Below are 19,079 nucleotides of genomic sequence, written 5' to 3' on the forward strand. Positions count from 1 at the left end.
ATTGCAACAAAAACAGCCGGGCTTTTTCAGCCCGGCCATGATCGTTTTTCGTTTTTTTTATTTTTACTCTGCCTGAAGAACAGCCGTATCTACCATGGATACGCGAAGAGTCTCACCCTCTACCGTGATGTCCAGCTCTTTTACAGTACCGTCTACAGGAGCCAGAACGATGTCAGACTCTGCACCTGCCTCGCTGGTAAAATGAAGCGTTGTGCTGTCTTCTCCTTCGGTTTCTTCAAAGGTACCTGCCAGAGTCTCGCTGGTTCCGTCCGGTTTTTTCTGGTTGATCGCCAGCGCTGTGTTTTCCGTGTCGAAAACGAAGGTCAGCTGGTTGCCTTCCTCATCCGTTCCCGCATAGATCATATAATCGTCTACATCCGCATCTGCCAGAGCGGTCTGATCTACATATGTCAGCTTCACTTCACTTCCGGTCGGCTCATAGGTAAGAATGGTCTCTGTCTCGGAAATATCCTCATATCCGAAAACATAATCCTGTCCGTCTTCCTCGTCTGCAATGGTAAAGCTTCCTTCATCAAAGGTGATAGGACCGGTCACATAAGTGGTTTCCCCCTCTGCCGGAGTCAGAGAAACACAGCCCTTCGCATTCTCCGTATTGATAGCAATGGTCCATACGATATTGTTCTCATCGCTTCCCTGCATCACCAGGATCGTACTGGCAGCTTCTGTTTCCTCTTCTGCTGCTGTTTCTGCTGCTGTTTCTTCCTCTGCATCAGCTGCAAATGCAGCTACCGGAAAAGCCATGGTTGCTGCCAAAATGAGTGCCAACAATTTTTTCTTCATAATGTTTTCTCCTTTGCATCTTTTTTCTCTACTTTATCTGAATTTTCAAAAAAATCAATATCACAGGGATGAACGTAAAATTTATGGGATGAATGTCTGGTGTTTTTCTGGAAAACAGATTTTATTTTTAGTATAATGGAAGAAAAAAACGACAAACGAGGTGATCCATTTGAACATTGCTATTATAGACGATGATTTGCAAGATACGGAACGACTGACTGCTTTTCTGGCTGAATGGTCACAAGAACACCACCTGAACTTCTCCGTTTCTGTCTTTCATGAAAGCGCCGTTTTTCTGGATACCCTGAAAGACAGGCGTTACAGCCTGGTCTTCATGGACATCTATATGGGACCGCCCGGAGGCATTGAGACCGCTTCAAAGCTTCGCGAATATGACAGCCAGGCGATCCTGATCTTTCTTACCAGCAGTCCGGAGCATATGCCGGATGCCTTTCACTGCCATGCCTTTGACTATCTGATCAAGCCCATTGACAACGAGCGGCTGAGAAAAACAATCCTGGATGCACTGGCTTTTCTCCCGGAAAAAGAAGAATATCTGGAGCTTCCCGTCCGGAAGCAGAACGTTCCTATTTTTTATTCCGATATCCGTTATGTTCTGGCCAGTTCCAACTACTGCATGGTCTATACAAAGGAAGAATACCGCTGCCGCATGTCCTTTTCCCAGTTTGAAAAGCTTCTTGAAAAAGACGGTCGTTTTCTGACCATCAACCGGGGCGTCCTCATCAATCTGGACTATGCGGAATCCATGGACGGACTGATCTGCCTGATGAAGGACAAACGTACCTTTCCCCTCAACACCCGCAAGCATACCCAGCTGGAGCAGGCACTCATCGAGCACCGGTTCCGGCGCCGTAAAGAAAAACTGCAAAGGAGGAGTTGACTATGGACTGGCCTTATATCTTCTTTTCTGCCGGTGAATACGGTGTCATTCTGCCTGCTGCTATTTTCTGTCTGTTCCCGGTCAGAAGTCATCTGAAGACCCGTCTTTCCCCCACTCTGTTTCTCGGAGCAGTCTCTGCCGGCGTTGTGATCACCTGTCTGCTTCTTGGAACCTGGCAAAGCTTTCATACCCAGCTGGAATCCCACTATACCTCCATGCTTCCTGTCTTTGCCATCGCTCTTCTTCTCTATTTCTACTTTGTCCAGACAGACAAGCTGAAGCTGTTCTATGTGTTTACCTGTGCCATTGCACTTTTTTCCTTCTCCGGGATGGCCAATTATATGACAGAAGCCATGCTGAAGCCGGATGGCAGTTATCTGGCTCCATCCAGCCTCGGACTCCCTGTCCAATGGTTTTCAATCCTCCTTGGAATGGGGCTCTTTCTCCTTCTTTTTTCCCGGCGCTTTACCTGGGTTATCGACCACTTCCATGAGCGCTCCGTCTGGCGGACCGTCTGGCTTTTTCCGGCCATCATCGCTGCCTGCAATATTTATATGGTACCTCTGAAATATTCTACCATGCACGTAGGCCGTGTTTTTTATGTCACGCTTTTTATTGAAGGAACGCTCCTGATCCTGTTTTTCCTCTACCAGGCACTCTTCCTGAAAACTGCCCATGCCGTTACAGAACGGGCTGAGATGGAAAAAGAAAACCAGATGCTGGAAATGCAGGCAAGCCAGTATGCGAGCCTTCAGTCCTATGTCACACAGACCAGCAGACTCCGCCACGATTTCCGCCATACCGTCCGGACCATCACCGCTCTTGCCGAACAGAAGGAATACGGCCGGCTTCTGGAATATCTGAATGATTACAACCGGCAGCTTACGGATTCTGATGCCTCCCGTTTCTGCTATTGCTCTCACCTGGCTGCCAATGCCGTCCTGGCATATTACGGCGACATTGCCGCCAAGCAACGGATCCCTTTCCTCTGCGAAGCTGACCTTCCATCCTCCCTTTCCGTATCAGACGTGGATCTCTGCGTGATCCTCGGAAACCTGATGGAAAATGCCATCCAGGGTTCTCTCACCATCCCGCCCGCCGACCGGTATATCCGCCTTTCCATCGATATGGAAGATCCCGGAGAGCTCTACATTCTCCTCACAAACCGGTTCGACGGTTTTATCCAGGAGCGTGACGGCACGATCCTCTCTTCCAGAGAAAACGGTCACGGCATCGGCCTTTCTTCGATCCGTGCCACCGCAGAAAAATATCATGGTGTTGCTCTTTTCGAGTACAAAGAACAGGAATTTTCTGCCAGCATCATGCTGAAGCTTACTACCGGAAAACTTTAGCTTGACACTGTATCAAAGCAGGCGTAAACTAAAAATCAATCGTTTTTATATCTACATATGAGGAGGACTAAGCAATGGAAAAGAAAAACATTGACTGGGCAAACTTAGGCTTCGGTTATCATGAGACCGATCAGCGGTTTGTTTCCAATTATAAAAACGGAAGCTGGGATGAAGGTACCCTCACCACCGATGATAAAGTCGTTATCAGTGAGTGTGCAGGTGTTCTTCAGTACGCACAGACCTGCTTCGAAGGAATGAAAGCCTACACCACCGAGGATGGCCATATCGTTATCTTCCGCCCGGATCTGAACGGTGCACGTATGGAGGATTCCTGCCGCCGTCTGGAAATGCCGGTATTCCCGAAGGAGCGTTTTGTTGACGCAGTCGTACAGACAGTCAAAGCCAATGCCGCTTATGTTCCGCCCTTTGGCTCCGGAGCAACCTTATACATCCGTCCCTACATGTTCGGAAGCAGTGCCGTGATCGGTGTAAAACCGGCTGATGAATATCAGTTCCGTATCTTCACCACTCCGGTCGGACCGTACTTCAAAGGCGGCGCAAAACCCATCACTATCCGTGTCTCCGATTATGACCGTGCAGCCCCCCACGGAACCGGACATATCAAAGCCGGTCTGAACTATGCCATGAGCCTTTACCCCATCATGGAAGCACATCGTCAGGGCTTTGATGAAAACATGTATCTCGATGCTGCCACCAGAACCAAGGTAGAAGAGACCGGAGGTGCCAACTTCCTCTTCGTTACCAAAGACGGAAAAGTCGTTACTCCGAAGTCTGACAGCATCCTTCCCTCCATCACTCGCCGTTCCCTTGTCACAGTGGCAAAGGATTACCTCGGTCTGGAAGTAGAGGAAAGAGAAGTCTTCTTTGATGAGGTAAAAGACTTCGCAGAGTGCGGTCTGTGCGGCACTGCCGCCGTGATCTCTCCGGTCGGAAAGATCAATGACCACGGCAAAGAGATCTGCTTCCCCAGCGGCATGGAGAAAATGGGTCCGGTCACCCAGAAGCTTTACGAAACCCTTACCGGCATCCAGATGGGCCGCATCCAGGCTCCGGAAGGCTGGATCAAAGTCGTCGAGTAAAAAAAGGCATAAAAAACGGCAGTCCACGCGGCTGCCGTTTTTCTTATGCCTTTTTCTCATACCGGACGAAGGTATATTCCAGATCAAAATAGGTCTGTTCTTCACTCTCTGCCGTGATCACCCATTCTGGTTTCTGATCCAGATCCGGAAAATACGTATCTGCCTCATAGGCCTGGTCGATCCTGGTCACATGAACCACATCACAATAGGGCAAAAGCTGCTCATAAATGCTCTGACCACCGATCACAAAGGCTTCTTCTTTTTCCTCTCCAAGCTCTTCAAAAAGCTCTTTCAGACTGTGTACCACCGTCACCCCTTTCGGATGAAACTCCGGATTTGTGGTAAGAACGATGTTCTTCCGAAGATCCAGAGGAAGCCCTCCCGGAAGACTCTCAAAAGTTTTTCTTCCCATGACTACCGGATGGCCCAGCGTCATACTGCGGAAGGTCTTCTGATCTGACGGTATCACCACCAAAAGCGAATTGTCCTTTCCGATCGCCCAGTTCTTGTCTGCTGCAACAATCATATTCATATGTTTTTCACCTCAATGAGACAGTATACACGGTTTCTCACGGATTCTCAACGAGATTTTTCACGGATCTGCCCTTTTCCAGCGTAACAGGAACACACTGGATTTCCACGCCGGTGGTCTTCGGCTTTTCGATCAGTGCCACCAGCTTCTTCACCGTGCGCCTGCCGATCTGCTCCGTATCCTGCCGTACCGTGGTAAGTCTCGGCTTGACCACACTGCTCATGGGGATCCCGTCATAACCGGCCACTGAAATATCATCCGGGATCGAAAGACCTGCCTCTTCTATGGCCCCCATGCCTCCGATACAGGCATAATCATCCGTATAAAGGATACAGGTCGGCGGAGTCTTCAGCTTAAGAAGCTGCTTTGTCGCCTTCGCTGCAGCTACCGGATCCGTATACTCTCCAGGTACGACATACTCCTCCTTCACCGGAATCCCATGGTGCTCCATGCTCCGGTAAAAATTTACCATACGTTCTTTGGTAACAGCAGAATCTCTTCCGTAGACATAGGCGATCCGGCGGTGTCCCATGGAGATGATGTACTCCATAAGCTCCGTTATCCCTTCTGCATTATCCGATACTACGGATGCCGCATTGCTGAAAATATGGTCGATCGTCACGACCGGCAGACCGCTGGTGATGAGCTCCATTACCTCCGGTTTATTGAAATCCACACAGGCTACCACCACGCCATCCACCCCCCGGTAACGGCAATGCTCCACATAGGACATGTCTTCCTTCCCCAGTCTCTGGCCGATGAACGTAATATCATATCCCTGCGCCTCCGCTTCGGATTTCAGGCTCTCCAGTACTCTTGAGAAAAAAGGATGCGTCAGGGCACTGTTTTTATCATCTACACAAAGAACGCCAATGTTATAACTTCTGTGTGTCTTCAGTGCTCTCGCTGCCAGATTGGGAAAATATCCCATCTCTTTTGCTTTCTCCCTCACCAGCTGTTTGGTTTCCTCACTGATGTCAGGAAGATCGTTCAAAGCTTTGCTCACCGTTGCGGTCGATACCCCAAGTTCTCTGGCAATATCCTTCAAAGATGCCATTTCATCACCTGCTTTCTCTCTTAAACGTTTTCGTATATATATTATCGCGTTTTTTGTTTTTGTGCAAGTTCTGATTTATACACAAAATCTTTTGTTCATTTTTGTGAATTTTTCCGTTTTTTTCTTTGCCCGCTTGCATATTTTCCATACATCAACTATACTTGGAGTTAAGATTCTTAATCGTTTTCGTAAAACAGAAAGGAGATTAAAACGCATGCAATTTGGACATTTTGACGACGTGAATAAAGAATATGTCATCCAGACACCGAAAACACCGCTTCCCTGGATCAACTACCTGGGAATGGACGGCTTCTTTTCTCTGGTTTCCAATACTTCCGGAGGATACAGCTTTTATAAAGACGCAAAGCTGCTCCGCCTGACCCGTTACCGCTACAATTCCGTACCGCTCGACAGCAACGGCCATTACTTCTACATCAAAGACGGTGATACCGTCTGGAACCCCGGCTGGCAGCCCACCAGAACAGAGCTGGACTCCTATGAGTGCCGCCACGGTCTTGGCTATACCCGCTTTACTTCTGAGAAAAACGGTCTGAAAGTCGAAGATCTTGTTTTTGTTCCCGTAAAAGACAGCTGCGAGATCAGCCGTGTGACCCTGACCAATGATTCCGATCAGGAAAAACAGGTTTCTCTCTTCTCTTATGTGGAGTTCTGTCTCTGGAACGCCATGGATGACATGACCAACTACCAGAGAAACTTAAGCATCGGCGAAGTGGAAGTTCATGGTTCCACCATCTACCACAAGACCGAATACAGAGAACGCCGCAACCACTATGCCATCTATCATGTCAACGCTCCGGTGGATGGCTTTGATACCGATCGTGACTCTTTCCTCGGCGTTTACAACGGTGCGGACAGACCCGATGTTGTCCTGGCCGGCGAATCCAAAAATTCCATAGCCAGCGGCTGGTATCCCATCGGCTCCCATCATCTCAAGGTCACTTTAAAGCCGGGCGAAGCAAAAACCTATGTATTTCTCCTTGGCTATGTCGAAAATCCCAAGGATGACAAATGGGAAGCCTTAGGTGTCGTAAAAAAAGCTCCTGCCCTTGCCATGATCAGCCGCTACGATACTGCAGAAAAGGCAGACGCCGCTTTTGAAGAACTGAAAAAATACTGGACCGGACTCCTCTCCCGTTTCACCGTACAGAGTCCGGACGAAAAGCTCAACCGTATGGTCAACATCTGGAACCAGTACCAATGCATGGTCACCTTCAACATGTCCCGTTCCGCTTCCTACTACGAATCCGGAATCGGCCGCGGCATGGGCTTCCGTGATTCCTGCCAGGATCTGCTCGGTTTCCTCCATCTGATCCCGGACAAGGCCAGAGAAAGGATCCTGGATATTGCAGCCACCCAGTTCCCGGACGGCAGTGCTTATCACCAGTACCAGCCTCTTACGAAAAAAGGAAATCTGGATGTCGGAAGCGGTTTCAACGATGACCCCTTGTGGCTCATTGCCGCAGCCTCCGCTTACGTCAGAGAGACCGGAGACACCTCTCTTCTCTCCGAAAACGTTCCCTTCGACAACAAAGAAGAACTGGCTGCTCCCCTGATGGAGCATCTGAAACGTTCCTTCAACTATACACTGGAACACCTCGGACCTCACGGACTTCCTCTGATCGGCCGTGCCGACTGGAACGACTGTCTGAACCTGAACTGCTTCTCCGATACTCCGGGAGAATCTTTCCAGACCTGTGCCAACTATGAGAGCCACAAGGCAGAGTCTGTTTTCATCGCAGGCATGTTTGTCAAATATGCAAAGGAATACGGTGATCTGTGCGAGCTCCTCGGCAATGCAGAAGAAAAAGAGCGGGCTTATCAGGCTTCCGAAACCATGTATCAGACCATCCTCACCGCAGGCTGGGACGGCGAATGGTTCCTTCGTGCCTATGATGCATTCGGTGAAAAGATCGGTTCCAAGGAATGTGAAGAAGGTCAGATCTTCATCGAGCCCCAGGGCTTCTGTGTACTGGCCGGTGTCGGTGTCAAGGAGGGTTATGCAGAAAAAGCCATGGCCTCCGTCAAAGAACGGCTGGACACCAAATACGGCGTTGTCCTTCAGCAGCCGCCTTATGCTACCTATCACCTCAACCTGGGTGAAATTTCCTCTTATCCGCCCGGATACAAGGAAAATGCCGGTATTTTCTGTCACAACAATCCCTGGATCTCGATCGGCGAGACTGTCATCGGCCACGGAGACCGTGCTTTCGAAGTATATAAGAAGACCTGCCCGGCCTACATTGAAAACATCAGTGAGATCCACCGGACAGAGCCTTATGTTTACTCTCAGATGGTAGCCGGAAAGGATGCCAGAAACTTCGGCGAAGCGAAGAACAGCTGGCTCACCGGTACGGCAGCCTGGACCTTTGTCAATGTTTCCCAGCACATCCTGGGCATCTATCCTACCCTGAACGGACTGTCCGTAGATCCCTGCATCCCCTCTGATATGGAAGGCTTCACCGTTACCCGTCAGTACAGAGGTGCATCCTACGAGATCAAAGTCACCAACAAAGATCACGCCCAGAAAGGCATCCAGTCCTTCCTGGTAGACGGAAAGGCCATTGAAGGCCATGTAATCCCCTACGATCCGGCCAAGAAACAGTATCAGGTCGAGATCATCCTGTAAGGCAACATCCTTTCCTTTAAAAATCCCCCACCGGAACTAACCAAACGGCGGGGGATTCTTATGTCAGTTTTTTTCGTATTTTTCAATTTAAAAGAATCTGTCATTCCAGACAGCAGGAAGAATACCCGATATCTTCCGCAATCTTTTCTGCGATATCGATATCCAGTGTATCACTGATCAGTGCCAGTGTCATATCCAGTGCCGCCATCGTGCTGCTGCAGGAATAATACTTCCCGTCAGAAATCCATTTTTCACCATTGATATAATCAATTCCTACGGTAAACATCCGTTTCCAGTTTTCACTGTACGTATAGTCGCACACCTGCCGGTGAAAGAGAAGCCCTGTTCGTGCCAGCATCGCAGAAGCATTCTGGACCATCAAACAGAAATCTGCTTCCTCCACAGCCTGCTTTAATAACTTCTGCCCTTCCTCTTCTGTATGCAAAAATGTCTTGACTCCCTTTCCCCCCGGTATCAGGAATATATCTTCGATCTCAGCCGGATTCAGCGGTTCTGTCCACACCTTTATACCCTGTTTTCCAGTGATCAGACCGCCACGAAGTGAAATATAACGTATGTAAAAACGCTCCGACACCTGCCCGAAAATCTCCGCCGGTCCAAAAGCGTCCATCACTTCAAAATCATCAAACAGAAAAATATTGACTACCATCATTCATCTCCTCCACCAATTGTTTTTTAACTATAACTTTACATCTCTTTTTATAAAAAAATTCACTCTCCTCATTTTACCATCCGAAAAGATAAATAGCAAGGTGTCAGTCTTCCGCTTTCTCATCTATGCAGATGCTATTTTGCTACTAAAAACAGAATTTTATTCTTTTCCCTTATTCCTATTGATTTTTCTATGTCTAAATGATACTATTAAGCATATTGCAATCAATGAAACATTTTGATTTTTAACAAAATTCTACTATATCATACATTTTCGTCATTCAGGATCCATCGGAGGTAAACATGAAGAAAATTTCTACAAAATTAATCGCTGAACTTGTCAACGCAAAAAGAAAAGAACAGAAAATCACTCAGGAGCAGCTTTCCAAGATGACCGGCATCAACCGCTCCATGATCGGCCGGATAGAAAACGAGGAATACATTCCCACCATTGATCAGCTCCAGGCTTTAGCCGAGGCACTTGGTTTCGAGATCACAGATGTCATCATTGATGACGCCCCTGCAGCAGAAAGAACCGAGGAACACGTTTCTGTAGCCAGAAAGTATAACATCGCCATTGCCGGAACCGGCTATGTCGGCCTGTCTCTTGCGGTTCTTCTTTCCCAGCACAACCATGTAACCGCTGTCGATATCATCCCTGAAAAAGTAGATCTGATCAACCATAAAAAATCTCCCATTCAGGATGATTACATCGAAAAATATCTTGCAGAAAAAGAACTGGACCTCACGGCTACTCTTGACGGAGAAAGCGCATATAAAAATGCGGATTTCGTTATCATTGCCGCACCCACCAACTACGACAGCAGGAAAAACTTCTTCGACTGCTCCGCTGTAGAAGCGGTTATCGATCTTGTCACCAAAACCAACCCGAATGCGATGATAATCATCAAATCCACCATTCCGGTCGGTTATACAAAAAACGTCCGCAAAAAATTCAATACAAAAAACCTCATCTTCAGCCCCGAGTTTCTCCGTGAATCAAAGGCTCTCTATGATAACCTTTATCCCTCACGTATCATCGTTTCCTGTGATGAGGATTCTTCTGAAAAAGCACATATTTTTGCTTCTCTCCTTCAGCAGGGAGCCATTAAAGAACATATCGACACCCTCTTCATGGGCTTCACTGAAGCGGAAGCAGTCAAACTTTTCGCCAACACTTACCTTGCTCTTCGTGTGTCTTATTTCAACGAGCTTGATACCTATGCCGAAACAAAGGGATTAAACACCCGGGAGATCATCGATGGTGTCTGCCTGGATCCCCGTATCGGCAGTCACTACAACAATCCATCCTTTGGTTATGGCGGATACTGCTTACCCAAAGACACGAAACAGCTCCTTGCCAACTTCCAGGATATTCCCCAGAACATGATGTCCGCCATTGTTGAGTCCAACAGAACGCGTAAAGACTTCATCGCAGACCAGGTATTGCATATGGCCGGTTATTACGACTACTTCAGCCGCGGCGAGTATTCTCTGGACCAGGAAAAAGAATGCATAATCGGCGTATATCGACTGACAATGAAATCCAACTCTGATAACTTCCGCCAGTCTTCCATCCAGGGCGTCATGAAGCGGATCAAGGCCAAAGGCGCCACCGTTGTCATTTACGAGCCGACACTCCCTGCCGGATCGACCTTCTACGGAAGCCGTGTGATCGGAGATCTGAAAGAATTCAAAAACATCTCCCAAACCATCATTGCAAACCGCTATGACAGCTGCCTTGATGATGTAAGCGAAAAAGTATATACCCGCGATATCTTCAAACGCGACTGAGCAGCCAGACAGGCATGCGCATTGGGGTCCAGCCGGCGGTAAGCAACCTCTTCAGCCAACCCTAAAATGAAATGTGAAATGCTAAACTTGAATCATCCCAAAAGCCAGTCGATGACATTCACAACTTTTATGCCATCATAATTTCCGAGTGAAAAACGATCCAGTGTCAGAACAATCTTTTCATAATTATCCTGAATGCTCCGCAGCGGTCTCATCTCTCTCTCAAAGGTTTCTTCCGCTGTCATATCAGCAGTTACCTGATAATAGGTAAGCACACCTTCCTTCTGTGTCACAAAGTCGACCTCAGCAGAACCATATTTTCCGATGTTGACTTTGCCGCCCCTTCGTGAAAGTTCAAGATACACAATGTTCTCAATGGTAAATCCAAGATCATATCGTTTTCTCGGAAGAATGTGGTTTCTGATTCCCATATCTACCATGTAAAACTTATTGTTGACCTTTAAGAGCTGCTTCCCCACAATGTCAAACCGCTCCACAGGATAAAAAATAAAAGACTCTGTCAGTGCTTCCACATAATCGCTGACTGTGTTTTGGGATACTTTTCTGCCCGCTGAGGTCAGATAGTCGGTTATACTTTTCATTGACACCGGGCTGCCGATAACGCTTGCCAGATACCTGGCAATTGTCTTTAGTAACGCAATGTCTGTGATTTTTCGTTTTCCACCTTCTTTTTCTCTTCTTGCCTGCCGCTGCTCGATATCTTTTACAATAACGGTATTGTAGATTCCCTCTAAATACTGATCTATTTTTTCATCCGTGCGGTTCATTACTGCCACATACGGAATTCCACCAGTTTTCATAAACTCTGCAAAAGCTTCCTCTTTTGTCATACCTGTCACCGCCATATACTCACGGAAAGAAAGCGGCAGCATCTTGATCTCTGTGTACCTTCCTGACAAAAGCGTTGCAAGCTCACTTGACAGCATATATGCATTGGAGCCTGTGATATAGACGTCCACATGGTCTCTGATATAAAGGCTGTCAACCACTTTCTCGAATGATGGAACTTCCTGAACCTCATCCAAAAAGATGTATGTCATCTTATCTGCACACAAACGTTCTTTGAGGTAATTGTACAGCTTCATATAATCTTTTAAAGGTTCGTAATCCAGATTTTCAAAATTGATGAAAATAATCTGTTCTGGTGTGACTCCATTCGCTAAGAGTCTCTGCTGATACTGTTCCAGAAGTACAGATTTTCCACAGCGGCGGATTCCGGTCACGACCTTGATCTGCTGCTCGTCTTTCCATGCCCAAAGCTGGTCAAGATATTCTTTTCGTTCAACCATATCTGCATTCCTCCTTTTTCCTCAATATAGCATATTATACGAAGAATATCAAATTATTTTCCCATTTCGGAAACTTTTATTTTATTCAGCTTAATATTTTCCAATTTCAGAAACATATCAGATGCGAGGCACAGCCCCTTTTCGGGGCGTGTACCTTTTGGTGTTGTTATGCGTTGGGGTTGATTTGCTGCTTACAGAAGCCGGATTCCTCCCTCAAACGCTTCTCCGAAATCCAGTTCTTCTTCCATAGTGAGAATTCTTAATTTTCCTTTCTTAGGAAACCACTCGACTCCCATATGAGAATTCCATTCAATCAGCCGGAGACTATCTGCAGAATTCGAAATCCATAACAGCTGAAATCGATAAGCCGGCGGTTCCAGACCACGCTGTCTTCGGGTCACTAAGGAAATGAACGGCATATTGCCTCTTATCACCATTTCACAAAGTTTTAACCGGTTATGCCAGAACTGCTCCCGGCGAACCGCTTCCCCCGAAGAACCATCCGACATATAACCGCCGCCAATGAGACCATATACTTTATTTTCTCCAAGCTGAACCCCCGACGTTATATGTGCTTCCCGTATGTTTCCATACTGTGCATCATTCAACTGCTCAGTCAGACTGGTCACTCCTTTAAACGAGCCATACGAATTGCTTTCATTCTTTCAGCTTCTTTTGCTGCTTCATTTCTCATATCTTCCATAGCTTTACACATAATTGCCACTCCTTCTGACGCTTCTCCCCCTACTTTCAATCTTCCAGCTGATTTCTCACATCGCTGATGATCCACTCCAACACCGGTCATTTTTCTCAATACCTGACAAGCTGAATCTGACATCTTATCTTTATGAGATTTATGATCTTATCTCATAATTTAATTCTTTTTCCAATTTTAACAGAATTTTTCCTTTTCCTTGTTTTTTATATACCCTATCACTCAGCAGAATATCAATAAATCCTTCCGAATAAGAAGACGCTTCATATACATCAAAATAAATATGTACTCCCTTCAAATCCACAAACCATTTTAACTCCCTGCTATTATGGTAATATTTTAAAGTAAAGTCTTCCATTATATATGGTCTTCTATTCGTATTTTTACATATAGCCTGTTCTTCTTTCAGCCTTCTGGCAGCAAGTTCAAATATCTTATCCTCTGACAGATTCATCACGTCCTTCAGTTCCAATTGCCGCCCTGTAGACAGATCAAATGTCATGATATTCCATATTGGAAGTCCATGCCAGCCGCCTGTATACCGATACCGAGAAAAACGAATACAAAGAATCGATGCCTGATTTAGCAAGATTTCAAAAGCTATGCCGTCAGAATACGGTTCTTTTTCACCGTCTGTCGTTGTTTCTTCTGATTTTGCCAACTCTTGTTTCCAGCTAATCCATTCTTGTTTTACATCTTCATAATAATTACGAATGCAATGATTGATATATTTCAAAGCATGGGGTTCTTCATTCCGACCTGCTGCTTTCACCACTGGTAATGTCCAGGCTGTATTTATCATCACCCGATCTTTATCATAGATTTCCCATTCTTTTTCCTGAACAGAGACTTCTACTTCCTGCAATTCACTTTTCGCAGAAAATTCTATAATATTTTGGCGTACTTCTTCCAGATCACGATAAAAAGTTACCTTCTGCCTTGTTTTTTCCTCAAAAGAATTATAAAGTTTATTTTTATTATCCAGAAAAATCTTATCCTTTGTCACAAAAATATACTTTCCAGGATGATCTTTCGCATAATCCATCAAAGAAAACCAAATTACAGCATCCTTAAATCCTTTATCCGCTTTCCCCTTTATCCCTTCAAAAGGAGGCTGCTTTTTTATAGAAGCTTCAAGTATATTTAGGAACTGATCATCACTGCAAACTGGTAATATCTTAATCTTCTCCTTTGTAAGATACTGATCTGCCAGTCTGGAAAGCTCAATGGCATATTGTTCCGGAGTGTGCTGAAAATTATATGAAAAAAGATCTTTTAACTGCATCGCATATTGTTCTACCGCATCGTATATCTTTCGATACGCTTCTATCTCATGCTGCAGCAATTCCCGGTATACCAGTTCAGGAAGCAACACCTCACATTTATCAATGCATTCCTTATTTTTTGAGACATCATATATCTCATAAAAATCTGAATTCAGCTCAAATCTTTCCAGATTGTTATATCTTGAAATATTCAAAAAATTTGTATCCAGTGAAATATAAATCATTTCTTACCCTCCATAGCCTCATGGTAATACTTACATACTACCATCAAAAAGTTGCATTTTCTATGACTATTGTGGTTTTGTGTAAAGCGGACATTCGCAATCCGCTTCGCTACTTGCTCATGAACGCAGTCGCTTCGCGATCTTTCGCCATCTGATTGTCTCATGCTTTCCGACTCATCACCTTATACACTGCCATCAAAAAATTACTGCACCAGACTCCAATTCTACCTCTGTCAAAAGATCCTTCGTTTCTTGAATAAAGCCCTTGGCAAACGCACGGAATTTTCCTGTATCAAAGAAAACCTTATCCGTGTCCGGTTCATCCTCCGCTGCTGTGTTCCATTCTTTTACTTTTTCCATAAAACACTGCTGCCGCTCCCATAAATTTGCTTCTTATAGAAGCCGGATTCCTCCCTCGAATGCCCCTCCGAAATCCAGTTCTTCTTCCATGGTAAAAATTCTTAATTTTCCTTTCTTAGGAAACCACTCAACTCCCATATGTGAATTCCATTCGATCAGCCGGAGACTGTCTGCAGAATTCGAAATCCATAACAGCTGAAATTTATAAACCGGCGGTTCCAGGCCACGCTGCGTGTGGATCACTGAGGAAATGAACGGCATATTGTCCCTTATCACCATTTCACAGAGTTTTAACCGATTATGCCAGAACTGCTCCCGGCGAACCGCCTCCCCTGAAGAACCGTCTGACATATAACCGCCTCCAATAAGGCCATATACCTTATTTTCTCCAAGCTGAACCCCCGACGTTACATGTACTTCCCGTATTTTTCCATACTGTGCATCATTCAACTGCTCAGTCAGACAGGTCACTCCTTTAAATCTATAAATCTCCAAAAGCTCCGGCCAGTTCTCCTCCAGGATTTTTAACATTTCCTGCTTGCAATACAGATACTCTTCTCTGTGCGGATAAATCTGTATCATATAGATGCAGTCAGCCGTCACCCAAGCGAAAATCTGATAATCACTTCGCTTCGCAAAACCATCCTCCCGAAAACGCCTGGTCAGATGAAAATGGTAGATATTCCAGTCATTCAGAAGATCGTCCGATTTTTCTGGTTTCCGGATCTGGTCACTCAGATATGCATTTAAGTTTTTCCCCTCTCGGGCGCTCTGTTCAAATTGCGAAAGAGCTTCCTGATACTCCTCCGGGCACTGAAATTCTCTGGAATAGACAACCTTTCTTGGAGTCTCAAAGATCACTCTCTTCTGCGTATTGAAATATTCATACATAATACTTCTTGTCCCGGATGGAGGGATATTCATTTTCCGCATCTGTTTTTCCATGAAAGACTCCAAGTCTTTTTTCAGATCTATCTCCAGAGACCACTGTACCGTTTCCAGGGCGTTGCTGTGGTAGTTCATTTTATCACGACCTTCTTGTTAATCTTACATCATATTTTTAATGTCTTTCTCCTTATTTCTCCCACCAGTTCATGTACCCTCGTAGCAGGACACATCTCCGATGGAATAGTTTTTCCGTCTCTTAGGCATTGCTGATATTTTTGCTCTGCTACTGCCAAAGCTTTTTCTTCTTCACCGCACTCAACCAATCTTTTATACATATCTGTATCTGCTTTAGAATAGCTCTGTCCAGTTTTATTCTTGTACAGTTCTTCAAACTTAGAGCAGCATACCCATGAATCATGAATTGCCGGCATATTTCCAAAATACGCAAACATCCATATCTCAAAGCATGGATTCGACCATCCGACATGAATGCCTGCCTTTTCGGCTTCCTGAATAATTTTGTTGAAATTTGTTACTTGGTCTCGATCAAAAACGATCCACGGAATTCTATACTGTGCCTCGTATGCAGTCAGCTCTATACACTTTTGAATAAGGTTCTGTGTCTTTGTCTCCACTACCTTAATCACAAGCTTTTTCTGCGTGTCCTCAGGAAGACTATCATGTAACCCATCAAAGAAACATCTCTCTGTAGCTTCGGTATCTGTAACCACAAGATAATATCCCATTTCCGGAACTCTTCGTTTACTACGTTGATCCCTGGTCTTGCGGTTTCCCATCCGATCTTTTCTTGCCATAGACTACTCCTCCTTAAAAAAATCGATTGTCTTTAAGGATGGAACCGCTCCATATTTTCCGAGAAGATAATTCTTTTCATAGCTTTCGTCTTTTCTAATTCTTACTCCATCTTCATCAACGAAATCAGCTAGTGAATAGAGTGTTGACAATCCATTGACATCCTTTTCTGTGAACCAAATCTCATCACGTCGTAATAACTGATTTGACAGCTGCCAAGTATCATGTGTCGTAAATACAAGCTGTGCATGATTTACGTTGATTTCAGGATTTAAGAAAGTCAATATGAAGTTTCGAACAAGAAGCGGATGCAATCTGGCATTTAATTCGTCAATAAAGAATACGCTTCCTTGGTCTAAGACCGCTTGCAGTTCCGGATACAACGCAAACATCTTTAATGTTCCTGCAGACTCATTCTGCAATGGAATTTTTGCAAGCTCATCCGAACCAATCATTTTGTGAAGAGCATCAATCTGATAATGCTCATCTTTTGAATCATCCTGTTGTGGAAGTCTGGTAACTTCAAATCCCTTGATTGTTTCATCAAATGAAGCAAAGAATTTAACAACCTTTTCTCTTACCTTTTCGTCATCCACGAATCCTACCGGGAGCACTCTTGACATAAAGAAATTCGTTACAGCATTTCCGAAATCTGTAAATTCGTTGTTTAAAAACCAATCTCTTACCAGTTTGCACTTAGAAATTCGCAATTTTGCCCCCAATGATACGATTAGAACCTGCTTCTCCAACGCAACCGAAATATTCTCTCGACTTGCTTTCGGGATTCCTGCTAAATCCAAGGTCTTCTCATCACGATAAAAAATAGATTTATACGTTCTCGCAGTTTTAGCCTTATAGTTTAACCACTCCTCTGTAATTCCTTCTTTTCCAACGCAGAAACCATAATTATAGCTTTTCTCTGCTTTATCTCCCGACACTGTAAAATAAACTTCAAAGCTGGTATCTGCCTGCTCTGATTCAACATCAAACATAAACGGATGTGGCCTGATTTCATCAAAATTCTTAACCTCATCACCATATTTAAAAGAATTTACTACATAGTCTGTCATATATTCGAATGCACCATAGACATTGGATTTTCCACTTGCATTTGCACCATATACAGCTGCAACAGGCAGGATCTTCTCACCCCCCACTGAGACAACTCTTTCTGAAAACTCTGTCATTTTTGCTGCTGATAAATCTAATGTTGCTTCATCACGAAAAGAGTTAAAATTCCTAAAATTGAATTGTATAAGCATATTACACTCCATCCTTTCATGTTTCTTATATTACTATTATACTCAATTTCTTTTAAAAATCAACTTTAAAATGAGAACTTATCACATTTAACTGTATATACAATTCCGTTTCTGAAAATTTTAACAAGAAAACCAAAAAAATGAGGCTGGTATGCATTATCCAATTAACTCATCAGGACCTCAGTAAATTCGGTAAAGCGGACATTCGCAATCCGCTTCGCTACTTGCTCATGAACGCAGTCGCTTCGCGATCTAACAAAACATTTTACTTCTCAGCCGCATGGAATCTGTAAACATCATGCCGTCCATCCCGCAATTAGAGGCACTTGGAGAAGTATTGGGCTTTGAACCAACTGATCTGTTTGTAAATGGTACTACAGGAGAGAAAAAACAGCATGAGCCGATGAACATTGCTGTAGCCGGTACCGGATATGTTGGTCTGTCCCTTGCTACTCTTCTTGCACAGCACAACCATGTAACTGCAGTTGATATTATCCCGGAAAAAGTAGAACTCATCAACAACAAGAAATCTCCGATTCAGGATGATTATATTGAGCTGTATCTGGCAGAAAAGGATCTGGATCTGACCGCAACTCTTGACGGCGAAACTGCTTACAAAGACGCTGATTATGTTGTTATCGCTGCTCCGACCAACTACGACAGCAAGAAGAATTACTTCGACACTTCCGCAGTTGAGGCTGTCATCGAACTGGTTCTCAAGGTAAACCCGAATGCCATCATGGTCATCAAGTCCACAATCCCGGTTGGTTATACCGAAAGTGTCAGAAAGAAATACAACACAAAGAACATCATCTTCAGCCCGGAATTCCTGCGTGAGTCCAAGGCTCTGTATGATAATCTGTATCCTTCAAGAATCATCGTCTCCACAGATGAATCCGATGAACGTCTGGTTGCTGCTTCTCATACCTTCGCAGAACTTCTGCAGCAGGGAGCGATTAAGGAAGGTATCGACACTCTGTTCATGGGATTCATCGAGGCAGAAGCTGTCAAGCTGTTTGCAAACACTTATCTTGCTCTTCGTGTATCCTACTTCAACGAGCTGGACACTTATGCAGAGATGAAGGGACTGAACACACAGGCGATTATCAACGGTGTTTGTCTTGATCCTCGTATCGGTACACACTACAACAACCCTTCCTTCGGTTATGGCGGATACTGCCTGCCAAAGGATACCAAGCAGCTCCTTGCAAACTATAACGATGTACCTCAGAATATGATGTCTGCCATCGTTGAGAGTAACAGAACAAGAAAGGATTTCATTGCAGATCGTGTTCTGCAGATGGCTGTGCATATTACGCAAGAACTGCGCATCCGTTCCAGAGGAACGGAGCGCCATTCCGCTTC

Annotated in this window: 18 protein-coding genes; 6 read left to right on the top strand and 12 right to left on the bottom strand. The window is 44.9% G+C overall.

Annotated features, from left to right (window positions below; genetic code table 11):
* Positions 1 to 63: 63 nt before the first annotated feature.
* Entirely contained in the window at positions 64 to 801 is a 738-nt protein-coding gene (locus tag DXA57_RS11695; RefSeq protein ID WP_117767556.1) for a hypothetical protein, read from the bottom strand.
* Between the two features lie 169 nt (positions 802 to 970).
* On the opposite strand from DXA57_RS11695, the gene DXA57_RS11700 reads away from it, so the two are divergent.
* The 3 genes from DXA57_RS11700 (at position 971) to DXA57_RS11710 (ending at position 4,154) form a co-directional block, all read left to right on the top strand.
* Entirely contained in the window at positions 971 to 1,702 is a 732-nt protein-coding gene (locus DXA57_RS11700; RefSeq protein ID WP_158571311.1) for a LytR/AlgR family response regulator transcription factor, read from the top strand.
* Between the two features lie 2 nt (positions 1,703 to 1,704).
* Positions 1,705 to 3,054, top strand: a complete 1,350-nt coding sequence (locus DXA57_RS11705) for a sensor histidine kinase (protein WP_117767558.1) — start codon at positions 1,705 to 1,707, stop codon at positions 3,052 to 3,054.
* 74 nt (positions 3,055 to 3,128) lie between these two features.
* The gene (locus DXA57_RS11710) at positions 3,129 to 4,154 is read left to right on the top strand and encodes a branched-chain amino acid aminotransferase (protein ID WP_117767559.1); all 1,026 of its coding nucleotides are present in this window, start codon (positions 3,129 to 3,131) and stop codon (positions 4,152 to 4,154) included.
* A gap of 43 nt (positions 4,155 to 4,197) precedes the next feature.
* On the opposite strand, the gene DXA57_RS11715 is transcribed toward DXA57_RS11710, so the two are convergent.
* Both DXA57_RS11715 and DXA57_RS11720 read right to left on the bottom strand, forming a co-directional pair.
* Positions 4,198 to 4,686, bottom strand: a complete 489-nt coding sequence (locus tag DXA57_RS11715) for a dihydrofolate reductase (RefSeq protein WP_117767560.1) — start codon at positions 4,684 to 4,686, stop codon at positions 4,198 to 4,200.
* A 37-nt stretch (positions 4,687 to 4,723) separates the two neighbouring features.
* Positions 4,724 to 5,743, bottom strand: coding sequence for a LacI family DNA-binding transcriptional regulator (locus DXA57_RS11720; protein WP_117767561.1), 1,020 nt, complete (start codon positions 5,741 to 5,743; stop codon positions 4,724 to 4,726).
* 214 nt (positions 5,744 to 5,957) lie between these two features.
* On the opposite strand from DXA57_RS11720, the gene DXA57_RS11725 reads away from it, so the two are divergent.
* The gene (locus tag DXA57_RS11725) at positions 5,958 to 8,390 is read left to right on the top strand and encodes a GH36-type glycosyl hydrolase domain-containing protein (RefSeq protein ID WP_117767562.1); all 2,433 of its coding nucleotides are present in this window, start codon (positions 5,958 to 5,960) and stop codon (positions 8,388 to 8,390) included.
* A gap of 100 nt (positions 8,391 to 8,490) precedes the next feature.
* Here the strand turns inward: DXA57_RS11725 and DXA57_RS11730 are convergent, their stop codons facing one another.
* Positions 8,491 to 9,063, bottom strand: coding sequence for a DJ-1/PfpI family protein (locus DXA57_RS11730; RefSeq protein WP_243005782.1), 573 nt, complete (start codon positions 9,061 to 9,063; stop codon positions 8,491 to 8,493).
* Between the two features lie 302 nt (positions 9,064 to 9,365).
* Here DXA57_RS11730 and DXA57_RS11735 point away from each other — a divergent pair, with 302 nt between their 5' ends.
* Positions 9,366 to 10,856 carry a nucleotide sugar dehydrogenase gene (locus DXA57_RS11735; RefSeq protein ID WP_117767563.1) on the top strand — a complete coding sequence of 497 codons (1,491 nt, stop codon included), beginning with the start codon at positions 9,366 to 9,368 and terminating at the stop codon, positions 10,854 to 10,856.
* A gap of 92 nt (positions 10,857 to 10,948) precedes the next feature.
* Here the strand turns inward: DXA57_RS11735 and DXA57_RS11740 are convergent, their stop codons facing one another.
* The 8 genes from DXA57_RS11740 to DXA57_RS11770 all read right to left on the bottom strand — a co-directional run bounded on the left by DXA57_RS11740 (position 10,949) and on the right by DXA57_RS11770 (position 17,714).
* Positions 10,949 to 12,166, bottom strand: coding sequence for an ATP-binding protein (locus DXA57_RS11740; protein ID WP_117767564.1), 1,218 nt, complete (start codon positions 12,164 to 12,166; stop codon positions 10,949 to 10,951).
* Between the two features lie 191 nt (positions 12,167 to 12,357).
* Positions 12,358 to 12,795, bottom strand: a complete 438-nt coding sequence (locus DXA57_RS11745) for a hypothetical protein (protein ID WP_147345689.1) — start codon at positions 12,793 to 12,795, stop codon at positions 12,358 to 12,360.
* A complete protein-coding gene (locus tag DXA57_RS11750; protein WP_117767566.1) occupies positions 12,792 to 13,004 on the bottom strand; it encodes a hypothetical protein in 213 nt (70 codons plus the stop codon). The genes DXA57_RS11745 and DXA57_RS11750 overlap by 4 nt, the downstream gene beginning before the upstream one ends.
* Before the next feature lie 16 nt (positions 13,005 to 13,020).
* Positions 13,021 to 14,391 (bottom strand): PIN domain-containing protein, encoded by a 1,371-nt coding sequence (locus tag DXA57_RS11755; RefSeq protein WP_117767567.1) that lies wholly within the window; start codon positions 14,389 to 14,391, stop codon positions 13,021 to 13,023.
* A gap of 195 nt (positions 14,392 to 14,586) precedes the next feature.
* Positions 14,587 to 14,751 carry a hypothetical protein gene (locus DXA57_RS17230; RefSeq protein WP_158571312.1) on the bottom strand — a complete coding sequence of 55 codons (165 nt, stop codon included), beginning with the start codon at positions 14,749 to 14,751 and terminating at the stop codon, positions 14,587 to 14,589.
* A 33-nt stretch (positions 14,752 to 14,784) separates the two neighbouring features.
* Entirely contained in the window at positions 14,785 to 15,774 is a 990-nt protein-coding gene (locus DXA57_RS11760) for a hypothetical protein (RefSeq protein WP_117767568.1), read from the bottom strand.
* 29 nt (positions 15,775 to 15,803) lie between these two features.
* Positions 15,804 to 16,454: an RloB family protein gene (locus tag DXA57_RS11765; protein ID WP_117767569.1), complete on the bottom strand. Its 651-nt coding sequence runs from the start codon at positions 16,452 to 16,454 to the stop codon at positions 15,804 to 15,806.
* Positions 16,455 to 16,457: 3 nt separating this feature from the next.
* Positions 16,458 to 17,714, bottom strand: coding sequence for an AAA family ATPase (locus tag DXA57_RS11770; protein WP_117767570.1), 1,257 nt, complete (start codon positions 17,712 to 17,714; stop codon positions 16,458 to 16,460).
* Positions 17,715 to 17,994: 280 nt separating this feature from the next.
* On the opposite strand from DXA57_RS11770, the gene DXA57_RS11775 reads away from it, so the two are divergent.
* The coding region (locus DXA57_RS11775; protein WP_117767576.1) for a nucleotide sugar dehydrogenase at positions 17,995 to 19,079 on the top strand (1,085 nt) is incomplete at its 3' end.

The organism is Blautia sp. OF03-15BH (assembly GCF_003463065.1).
Taxonomy (GTDB): Bacteria; Bacillota; Clostridia; order Lachnospirales; family Lachnospiraceae; genus Limivivens.

What these genes read in the sequence shown, in the direction of transcription:
- DXA57_RS11735 (WP_117767563.1), top strand. Translation starts at nt 9,366, where the DNA reads ATGAAGAAAATTTCTACAAAATTAATCGCTGAACTTGTCAACGCAAAA.
- DXA57_RS11750 (WP_117767566.1), bottom strand. Translation starts at nt 13,004, where the DNA reads ATGTCAGATTCAGCTTGTCAGGTATTGAGAAAAATGACCGGTGTTGGA.
- DXA57_RS11720 (WP_117767561.1), bottom strand. Translation starts at nt 5,743, where the DNA reads ATGGCATCTTTGAAGGATATTGCCAGAGAACTTGGGGTATCGACCGCA.
- DXA57_RS11715 (WP_117767560.1), bottom strand. Translation starts at nt 4,686, where the DNA reads ATGAATATGATTGTTGCAGCAGACAAGAACTGGGCGATCGGAAAGGAC.
- DXA57_RS11755 (WP_117767567.1), bottom strand. Translation starts at nt 14,391, where the DNA reads ATGATTTATATTTCACTGGATACAAATTTTTTGAATATTTCAAGATAT.
- DXA57_RS11760 (WP_117767568.1), bottom strand. Translation starts at nt 15,774, where the DNA reads ATGAACTACCACAGCAACGCCCTGGAAACGGTACAGTGGTCTCTGGAG.
- DXA57_RS11770 (WP_117767570.1), bottom strand. Translation starts at nt 17,714, where the DNA reads ATGCTTATACAATTCAATTTTAGGAATTTTAACTCTTTTCGTGATGAA.
- DXA57_RS11725 (WP_117767562.1), top strand. Translation starts at nt 5,958, where the DNA reads ATGCAATTTGGACATTTTGACGACGTGAATAAAGAATATGTCATCCAG.
- DXA57_RS11710 (WP_117767559.1), top strand. Translation starts at nt 3,129, where the DNA reads ATGGAAAAGAAAAACATTGACTGGGCAAACTTAGGCTTCGGTTATCAT.
- DXA57_RS11695 (WP_117767556.1), bottom strand. Translation starts at nt 801, where the DNA reads ATGAAGAAAAAATTGTTGGCACTCATTTTGGCAGCAACCATGGCTTTT.
- DXA57_RS11765 (WP_117767569.1), bottom strand. Translation starts at nt 16,454, where the DNA reads ATGGCAAGAAAAGATCGGATGGGAAACCGCAAGACCAGGGATCAACGT.
- DXA57_RS11730 (WP_243005782.1), bottom strand. Translation starts at nt 9,063, where the DNA reads ATGATGGTAGTCAATATTTTTCTGTTTGATGATTTTGAAGTGATGGAC.
- DXA57_RS17230 (WP_158571312.1), bottom strand. Translation starts at nt 14,751, where the DNA reads ATGGAAAAAGTAAAAGAATGGAACACAGCAGCGGAGGATGAACCGGAC.
- DXA57_RS11705 (WP_117767558.1), top strand. Translation starts at nt 1,705, where the DNA reads ATGGACTGGCCTTATATCTTCTTTTCTGCCGGTGAATACGGTGTCATT.
- DXA57_RS11740 (WP_117767564.1), bottom strand. Translation starts at nt 12,166, where the DNA reads ATGGTTGAACGAAAAGAATATCTTGACCAGCTTTGGGCATGGAAAGAC.